General features: G+C 42.7%; 5 protein-coding genes. 4 read left to right on the forward strand and 1 reads right to left on the reverse strand.

What is annotated here, in order from left to right; genetic code table 11:
• Positions 1-219 precede the first annotated feature (219 nt).
• From L1D50_RS19980 to L1D50_RS19995, 4 genes are all read left to right on the forward strand, one after another.
• Positions 220-2,049: an Ig-like domain-containing protein gene (locus L1D50_RS19980; protein WP_138522782.1), complete on the forward strand. Its 1,830-nt coding sequence runs from the start codon at positions 220-222 to the stop codon at positions 2,047-2,049.
• Between the two features lie 82 nt (positions 2,050-2,131).
• Positions 2,132-3,400 carry an imelysin family protein gene (locus L1D50_RS19985; protein ID WP_239966667.1) on the forward strand — a complete coding sequence of 423 codons (1,269 nt, stop codon included), beginning with the start codon at positions 2,132-2,134 and terminating at the stop codon, positions 3,398-3,400.
• Complete coding sequence (locus L1D50_RS19990) at positions 3,393-5,600, forward strand: TonB-dependent receptor (RefSeq protein ID WP_239966668.1); 2,208 nt, start codon at positions 3,393-3,395, stop codon at positions 5,598-5,600. The genes L1D50_RS19985 and L1D50_RS19990 overlap by 8 nt, the downstream gene beginning before the upstream one ends.
• 117 nt (positions 5,601-5,717) lie before the next feature.
• Entirely contained in the window at positions 5,718-6,704 is a 987-nt protein-coding gene (locus L1D50_RS19995; protein ID WP_128728368.1) for a sterol desaturase family protein, read from the forward strand.
• Between the two features lie 151 nt (positions 6,705-6,855).
• Here the strand turns inward: L1D50_RS19995 and L1D50_RS20000 are convergent, their stop codons facing one another.
• Complete coding sequence (locus tag L1D50_RS20000; protein ID WP_128728367.1) at positions 6,856-7,146, reverse strand: hypothetical protein; 291 nt, start codon at positions 7,144-7,146, stop codon at positions 6,856-6,858.
• Positions 7,147-7,199 lie beyond the last annotated feature (53 nt).

Raw genomic sequence — 7,199 nt, forward strand, 5'->3', positions numbered from 1 at the left:
GCATAAATTCATTGTTATGGATTTATGCCTTTGTTTTTTCTATATTATTTTTACTCCCTCAATTTTTCCACTGCCTCTTGGTGGTAAAATGCCAAGCAATAAACTTGAAAAAATTGTTATTTTTACAATGCAAATAATATTGATTGCTATTTAGGTGCGTGTATACTTTACACCTAGTTATGAAAATATAAACATAATTAGTCTCAAAGGAACAATTCAATGGCACTTAAAAAGTCTCTGTTAACGACTGCTATTCTCGCTGCAACTTTAGGCCTCACTGCATGTGGTGGCTCGAGCAGCAATTCAAACGATAACGATGATAACAACACAACACCACCTCCAGCGGAAACTAATGCTGCACCTACGATCACTGTAGACAGTGCATCAGTATCTGAAGATACACTTGGTGCAGCGGTTGCAAACATTACTTTCGCAGATGATAACGATGAAGTAAGTGCACTGACACTAAGCATCTCTGACAATCGTTTTGAAATTGTCGACGGTGCCGTCAAGCTCAAAGCTGCGAATGCACTAAACTTCGAACAGGTTGACGCTGGTAAAGTATCGGTAACTATCACGGCAACAGACAGCAAAGGCGAAAAAACCGAAGTTGAAGCCGAAATCGCTGTTCAGCAAATTGCTGAAGAAAACAAAGCGGGTGTAAACCGTTATGCCTTTAATAATGCTCAAGGTGAGTCTTCAGTTTCTTACTCTGGCCAAATCGCGCGCCACGCGGCTATGGTTCATATCAAGAGTTTAATGGGTAAGCTTAGCAATGAGACTGTAGGTAATGCACCTGGTCAAAAAACGGCTGAAGCAGCAATCACAGAAATAAAATCATTCTTGATGCCTACAGAAGCACTTGTATTAGATGAACCTTTAGATTTTGCTGTTGCGGCAAACGCTTCACAAACTACATTGGGGCAAATTTCAGGCTCATTTAAAAAGGTGGCGGGTGAAAGCGGTAAAATTGCAGGCCGTGACACGTCTTATATGCATAAAGCATGGGAAGAAGATGGCGTTATGGTTGGTTGGACTGACTTCGGTACACAGCCTAAAACACCAGAAGGTCTAGCACTGCACTATTTAGACTTGTTACAAGCTCAGCTTCAACAGTTTGAAAATGGTTCAACGATTAAAGCTGAACATAATGGTACAGAAGTAACATTAAACAAGCTATATGTCACACCGGAAGGCCTGGATTTGGCCCAACTGATGCAAAAGCATTTAAATGGTGCCGTATCACTTTCTCAAGCAGCTGATGATTACCTTGACGACTTACTTATCGGAGCTAAATCGGCAGACAACTCTGCGCTAGCTGAAGGTAAGAGTTATACAGAGCTCGAGCACAAATTTGATGAAGGTTATGGCTACTTTGGTGCTGCAATTGACTATTTAGATTATTCAGATGATGAGATTGCGGGCAAGGGTGGACGTGAAGCTTACGCCAGTGGTTATCATGATTTAGATAAAGATGGAAAAATCAATCTACTGTCTGAGTTTAACTTCGGTAACTCAACAAATGCAGCAAAACGTGATCGTGGTACTAAATCCAATGTGAATCCAACGGATTTGACTGCCCAAGCGCAATTGGCATTTATTGAAGCTCGTAAACTTATCAACATGAATGTTGGTACTAACGTTGCGCAGTGGTCAGACGAAGACAAAGCGCGCTTAGAAGCTTTGCGTGATCAAGCATTGCTTGCATGGGAAAAGTCGATTGCAGCGACAGTGGTTCACTACATCAATGATACAATCTCTGACGATGATGGTGATTTAGACGATATCGCATCAGGTAACTTTACTGCTGAGCAATTTTATACAGTAGCTAAACACTGGTCTGAGATGAAAGGGTTCGCGTTAAACTTCCAGTTTAACCCGCATTCTCCAGTAGAAGAAGCCGACTTCGCTGAAATCCATAACTTAATGGGTGATAAACCTGAGCTTGCAGCTGACAAAGTAGCAGATTATAAGGCTGACTTGTTGAAAGCGCGCGAGATTATTGCCAATGCATATGGCTTTGATGCTGAGAATGTTGCCAACTGGTAATCTAAATTTTCATTTATAACGTTAAAAGGTTAGCCGTTTATTCAGCTAACCTTTTGTTGTATATAGATAATAGAGAATACAAATGAGAGTATCTAAACGTTTAAGTACTGCAGCTATCGCAGTGGCTCTGGTGTTGTCGGGTTGTGGGGAAAGCACTTCAAGTAGTCAAGGCCCAGGAGTAAAGGACAATAATAACTCAGGAACGGATAACCCATTACCAACGCAATTTGATGAAGCAGCCTTGGTAAGTAACTTGGTTGATAATGTACTGACTCCTACTATCGAGCAGTTTAATGAACTAGCAAAGACACAACAAGTTGCAATTGCCAGTTACTGTAGTGCTGAAAAAGCGGTGGCAGAAAATACCGCAGCGTTAAAGCTAAGTGCTCAAGACAGTTGGCGCTCAGCTATGGTGGGATGGCAGTATGTTGAATTAATGCAAATGGGTCCACTTACCGCCAATAGCAAAGAGCTTAAGAATAACATTTATGTTTGGCCTGCTACCGGTTCTTTATGTGATATCGATTTGGATGTTGTGTATTTCGAAGATGGTGTCATTAATCGTAATGCTAGCAATCCTTATAATATTTCTGAGCGCACCGCAAACCGCAAAGGCTTAACGGCCCTTGAGCACCTTCTATTCAATGCTAATCTTGACCATAACTGTTCGTCAGTGAATGATGCTTTGGCACCATGGAATAGTCGCCCAGCTCAGGAGCGGGTCATTGCTCGTTGTGAGTTCGCGACGGAAGTCGCAAAAGATATTGAAACTCAGAGTAATTTACTTCTGTCCCAGTGGGGCGGAGAAAATGGCTATGCAGCTAAGCTTGTTAACGCGGGACAGCCTGGGTCGCCGTTTGATACGCCTCATTTAGCGCTAAATGAGATATCAAAAGCACTGTTTTATATGACCGAAGAGCTGAAAGACGGCAAAATTGCGACACCGTTAGGCCTAGGTTTTCCTAATGCATGTGGTTTAGAGGCTTGTCCTGAAGCTGTTGAGTCCCCTTTGTCTGAGCATTCAAAAGAGAATTTACTTGCCAATATAAGAGCGTTTAGGAAGATTTTTACCGGTAATGGCCAAGACGCTGAAAATACACTGGGCTTTGATGACTTTTTAGACGCAGAGGATGGCAGTGATGTAAAAGAGCGCATGCTTGCAGGGCTTGCAGATGCTGAAGCCACATTGCTTGCGATGGATGCGAGCCTTAAAGCTGAGCTCGCGGGTTCAACAGAACAAGTAACGCAAACGCATACAGATGTTAAAAAAGTGACGGACGACTTAAAGACTGATTTTATCGAAAAGCTCGCCCTAGAACTTCCACAAACTTCGGCAGGTGACAATGACTAAGCGCATGAATATGAAGAGATCTTTATTAGCTGTTGCGGTAATTTTTGCATTGCCTCAAGCGCAAGCTGCGGATGACAATCAAGATATTGAACATATCTCTATTATCAGCCACCACGATAAGTTGCGAAAAGAAGCAGGCTCCGCAACCTTGTTGTCTGAAGCGCAGTTGGCAGAATACGAGTATGATGATATTCACCGTATTCTTTCTAACGTACCCGGCGTTAATATTCGTGAAGAAGATGGTTATGGCTTGCGACCAAATATCGGGTTTCGTGGTGTAACACCTGAGCGAAGCAAAAAAATCACCATAATGGAAGATGGTGTGCTGATTGGCCCCTCACCATACTCTGCACCAGCTGCTTATTACTTTCCAGTGCCGACTCGTATGACTGCGGTTGAGGTATTTAAAGGGCCTGCGGCTATCAAGCATGGTCCGCAAACCGTTGCTGGGGCACTTAACTTAGTGACTCGCCAAGTGCCAGAATTTACAGAAGGCGGTATTGATGTCGCGGCTGGAAGTGATGGGTACTCCAAAGCACACGGTTATTATGGCTCTGTGGTAAATAATGTCGGCTTCTTATTTGAAGCAGTTAATTTACAGGCTGATGGCTTTAAAGAGCTTGATGGTGGGGGAGATACTGGATTTGAAAAGAACGATATCTTAGCCAAATTCAATTATAAGCTTTCTCAAGGTGAATTAAACCACACTTTTGGGCTAAAACTCAGCTATGCTGATGAGTTGTCTGATGAAACCTATCTTGGTTTAACTGATGCAGATTTTGCTGAAAACCCATACCGTCGATACGCAGCGTCTGAGCCTGCAGAGATGGACACTAAGCATACTCAAGTAATGTTATCCCATGTGCTTGATGGTGAAGACTTTAACATTACAACAAGACTTTATCGCAATGACTATGAGCGAGCTTGGCTTAAACTCAATAGTGTGGGTAGCAAAAATGGACCATCATTGTCAAAAATCATGGCAAACCCAGAGGCTTTTGCAAACGAGTACGATGTGATCACAGGGGCAAGGGACTCGGTCGTTGCAGGTTCAAATATCTTTTTGAATATGGGGACTAATGATCGCGAGTATTTCTCTCAAGGTCTTCAAGTCGATGCCAATACGAGCTTTAGTCTGTTTAACTTAACCCATGATATTGCTGTTGGCGTGCGTTTTCATGAAGATGAAATTGAGCGCAAACATTTTGAGCAAGCGTATGCAATGGAAGCTGGTTCACCCGTGTTGCTAGAAGGCTCAAAGCAGTTTACATCGCTAAATACTGAAAATACTAAAGCTTGGTCTGTATATCTAGAAGACAAAGTACAACTGGATGCTTTAACACTAGGCCTTGGCCTTCGTGGCGAGCTGATGGACATGTCTTACCAAGATAATAAAGATGCCGATGTTTGGATTGATAAAACCACCCGTATTTGGCTACCTAGCCTAAGTGGTTTCTATCAGCTTTCTGATGATGCCGGTCTTTTATTTGGTGTGCACCAAGGTTTTGTGCCTTCTTCACCACAACAGGATCCGGATATAGAGCTTGAGAAGAGCGTTAACTACGAATTTGGTGGGCGCTTTAATGATGGTGTGACTCAGTTTGAGATTGTGAGCTTTTTCAACGATTATGAGAATCTGAACGAAAGCTGTGGTCAGTCTAACTGTGGTGTTAATGACCAACAAGACCAGCAGTTCAGTGGCGGTGAGGTGGATGTTTACGGTCTCGAAATGCAGTTTGCACAACGTTACCCTTTGAACCTTCAACTGGATATCCCTTATAGTCTCACCTACACCTATACGAAAGGTGAATTCCAGAATGAGCGTGCGACAACGTTTGCACAATGGGGTTATATTAAAAATGGTGATGAGCTTCCGTATTTACCATCTCATCAAGCCACTTTTAATATTGGCCTTGCAGCAAGTGACTGGAAAGTTAACGTAGCCATCAAATACATCAGTGAGATGAGCGAAGCTGCTGGCAGAAGCACTGAAGACTTTGAGCTTGTACTTGAAGGCGCAAAGGTGCCTAGCACAACCATCGTTGATGTGTCTGCGAGTTACGAGCTAGGCCAGTATGGTCAAATCTATGCTAAAATCGATAACTTGTTCGATGAAGCAGAAATTGTCAGTCGCCGCCCGTATGGCGCGCGCCCAGGCAAACCAAGACAATTTAGTTTAGGTTATAAATACCAGTTTTAATTGATTGTCTATGCGGCTCTTAAATAAGAGCCGCAGCTTCATGGCGGTTTGTCGCTAGACCTATGGAGCTATTCCCAAAATATATGAACTCATTATTTCTTTTTGATGGAAATGACTATGTTAGAGCAATTATGGCAAAGCATTACTGAACTCCCAGGCTACTTGTTCGATGCCAATAAAAGAGTGTATTTGCCATACTTGTTTAGTGCCGTTTTGATGGCTGTTCCTGTTTATATCGCCACAGAAAAAGCGCGCTCTGGTAAAGGTTTTTTAAAGTTTCTGTTTCCCAAGCAAGTGTGGTGGTGCAAAAGCGCCAAGCTCGATTACTGTTTATTGGTCACAAATCGATTGATAAAGGCGGCGACGTTCACGCCTATCGTGTTGACTATGGTACCGGTGGCGTTGGGGTTATCAGGTGGGCTCGAAGCGCTTTTTGGTCCAGCGTTACATATTGAAGCGCCAGAATGGGTGGTGATTGGACTATTTACGTTATTTTTGTTTATAGTCGATGACCTCACTCGGTTCTTGCTGCACCTGATGCTACATAAAATCCCATTCTTTTGGGAGTTTCACAAGGTGCACCATTCTGCAAAAGTCCTAACCCCTTTTACCATTTATCGCTCACATCCCGTTGAAAGCTACCTGTACGCCTGTCGTATGGCATTAACTCAAGGAATTGTAGTTGGAATAGGGTATTACGTATTTGGCAGCAGCTTGAGTATGTACGATATTCTTGGTGCGAATGCGTTTGTCTTTTTATTTAATATCTTTGGGGCCAATTTAAGGCATTCACATATATGGCTGAGTTGGGGTGATAGGCTAGAAAATTGGTTTATTAGTCCTGCACAACATCAAGTGCATCACAGTGATAATCCAATCCATTTTGATACCAATTTAGGCTCGGCACTAGCCATTTGGGACCGTATGTATGGCTCGCTTATTAAGGCCTCGAGTGCGGGTAGCATTACCATTGGAGTCGGACAATATGATGCTGGGCATGATTCACTCTCCGCTATTTATTTGAAGCCGTTCAAGCAAGCTTGGAAAACGTTGTTACCGAAAAAGAAAAATGACCCACCACTTAAATCACCGCAGGGGGAATGATTAAGTTATCCAGCTCAGCGTTTTTATGAGAAACAAGATTGGTATTTCGTGTTTCAGTCATAAATTAGTTTCTTTTATTGAGCGAAAGGGGAAAATAGGCTGACGACGGGCATTGTCAGCCTATGTGGGAGAGTAGGCTCCCTAAATCATATTAGTGTAGTTGTGACGACAGCTTATTACGCACGAAGCCAAGTTCATTTAGCCTTTCAACCAGTTTTTGTGGGTCATCTAAACCACAAGGTGTTTCTTCGCTTCGCAAAAAGTGATCATTTGGGACTGCGTGTAAATCCAGCATTTTATGGAATAGAATATTTCTAATTGCCAGCGCTGTCATGCCATTGTCCTGAATCGCATCGAGTCGCTCTTGAAGGTCTGAAAAAGGCGCAGCCTTTACGTCATCCACTACTGCAGAAAATTGACTATTAGATTTATTCTTAATCATAAAACCTCCAGAGGTATAGCTTGTTCACAATCCAGTGACACACTGTTCTTAAG

The sequence above is a fragment of the Pseudoalteromonas sp. Isolate6 genome, assembly GCF_022398435.1.
Taxonomy (GTDB): Bacteria; Pseudomonadota; Gammaproteobacteria; order Enterobacterales; family Alteromonadaceae; genus Pseudoalteromonas; species Pseudoalteromonas galatheae.

What these genes read in the sequence shown, in the direction of transcription:
- L1D50_RS19995 (WP_128728368.1), top strand. Translation starts at nt 5,718, where the DNA reads ATGTTAGAGCAATTATGGCAAAGCATTACTGAACTCCCAGGCTACTTG.
- L1D50_RS19980 (WP_138522782.1), top strand. Translation starts at nt 220, where the DNA reads ATGGCACTTAAAAAGTCTCTGTTAACGACTGCTATTCTCGCTGCAACT.
- L1D50_RS19985 (WP_239966667.1), top strand. Translation starts at nt 2,132, where the DNA reads ATGAGAGTATCTAAACGTTTAAGTACTGCAGCTATCGCAGTGGCTCTG.
- L1D50_RS19990 (WP_239966668.1), top strand. Translation starts at nt 3,393, where the DNA reads ATGACTAAGCGCATGAATATGAAGAGATCTTTATTAGCTGTTGCGGTA.
- L1D50_RS20000 (WP_128728367.1), bottom strand. Translation starts at nt 7,146, where the DNA reads ATGATTAAGAATAAATCTAATAGTCAATTTTCTGCAGTAGTGGATGAC.